This is a genomic window from Streptomyces durocortorensis (assembly GCF_016901035.1).
GTDB lineage: Bacteria > Actinomycetota > Actinomycetes > Streptomycetales > Streptomycetaceae > Streptomyces > Streptomyces durocortorensis.
This window is the reverse complement of the sequence record NZ_JAFEUF010000472.1, coordinates 1-1,710: the sequence shown is the minus strand read 5'-3', so window position 1 is coordinate 1,710 and position 1,710 is coordinate 1. Positions and strand designations below refer to the sequence as shown.

1 protein-coding gene is annotated in these 1,710 nt (G+C 75.6%); it reads right to left on the bottom strand.

What is annotated here, in order from left to right:
* On the bottom strand, positions 1-1,385 hold a 1,385-nt coding region (locus tag JS521_RS35520), incomplete at its 3' end, for a sigma-70 family RNA polymerase sigma factor (RefSeq protein ID WP_205086971.1).
* Positions 1,386-1,710: the final 325 nt, after the last annotated feature.

Sequence of the window (1,710 nt, the reverse complement as noted above, 5' to 3'; positions counted from 1 at the left end):
GGCGCGGCCGGCGGCTCCGGCTTCGGCTTCGGAGACGGCGGCGGGGGCTCCGGCGTGGGGTCCGCGGGCGCCACGGCAGGCGGCTTCGCGACCGGCTTGGGCTCAGGCTTCGGCTGCTCGTCGCCGACGAGCGCCCACACCAGACCCGCTGCGGCCGCCACCGCCACGGCGGCGGCGATCCCCGCCTTGGCGGGCGCGCCGAGCCCCTCGGAGGCCGCGCCCCCGGCGGCCCCGCCGGTGGAGCGGTAAGGGGGGGCGGGGGGGGCGGCTCCCGCCCCGGCGGCCCCGGCCGCGCCGCCGGCCACGATGCCCGCGGCCTTGAGCGCATACCCGGCGGCGAACCAGCCGATGACCGCGACGGGCAGCAGCGCCGGAATCCCCGCGTTCACATGGTTCAGCTCGCCTGCCGCCACCCGGCACTGGGCGCACTCGTCGAGGTGCTTGCGCAGCCCCCGTTCGGCCCGGGTCCGCAGGCCGCCCCGGGCGTGGGCGCCGAGCCGGTCGGCGTACTGCGCGCAGTCCCCGCCGGTGGTGAGCGCCTGGCTGACGTGGGCCTGGAGATAGGCCTGCTTGAGCCCCTCGCGGGCGCGGCTGGCCAGAACGGCGGTGGCGTTGGCGGTGAGTCCGAACAGGGGGGCGATCTCGCTCGGCGACTCCTCCTCGACGGTGGTGTGCCACAGGACGGCCTGCCAGCGCTCCGGGAGACTCCGGAACGCCTGCATCGCCATCGTCTGCTCGGCCTCGTGCATCGCCAGGACGTCGGCGCCGAGTTCGAGGGTGTCGTCGTCGGAGAGCTCGGAGGAACGGGTCGCCTGCGTGGCGAACACCGCGAAGTCGTCGACCAGATGCTCCCGCTTGGCACTCTTCGTCCAGGCGGCGGCGACATGGCGGACGGCGGTCATCAGATAGGCCCGGACCGCTTCCGTCGGCCCCTTCCCGCCCCGTACGGCCTGGAGTGTGCGCGCGAACACCTCGGCCGTCAGGTCGTCGGCGGTGTGCGCGTCCCGGCAGCAGCTGCGGGCGTAGCGGAGCACGGCGCCCGAATGCCGCCGGAACAGCTCCTCGTAGGCCTGGTCGTCGCCCGCCCGCATGTCCTCGATCAGCCGGGCGTCGGAAAGTCCGGACTCGGGGGCCCCGGCGCGGCCCGCGCGCTGCTGCGGAACCGCGTGCGCGCCGACGCCCGTACCGGCCTCGCCGGACGGGCCCTCCTCGGCGACGGCGGGCCACGGGCCGGGCAGGACGGTGCCGCCCTCGGTCTCACCGTCCGACGTTCCGCGCCCGGCCTGGGTCGGCACCTGCCCGGCGGACAGACCGTCCGCCTTCGTGTCCCTGTCGGCCGCAGCGAACTCGCCGAGCGGCTCTTCCTGCTGCTCGTTACCGCTCATCGCGGAAGCCCCCGTATACACCCTCGGACCCGAATACCGGCCAAGACTGCCACATGGCTCAATCGTGTTGGCCCCTCAGTGCTGCCAACCACTCATCCGGGGCGTTTTCCCGAATGTGAGTGCTAAAGGGCCCTCGTTCGGGGAATGAGTTCCTGCTGATTACTCTCCCGCCCCCCGTTCACCGTTCCACCGCCGCGCCCCGCCATCGGCCCGGCGGGCCCCCGCCCCCCCCCCCCCCCCCGACACCGCGCCCGACCCCCCCCCAAGGGCGGCGACCGCGCCCGACCCGCCAGCCACCACCCCCCCCCACTGCGCCGGGGGGCCG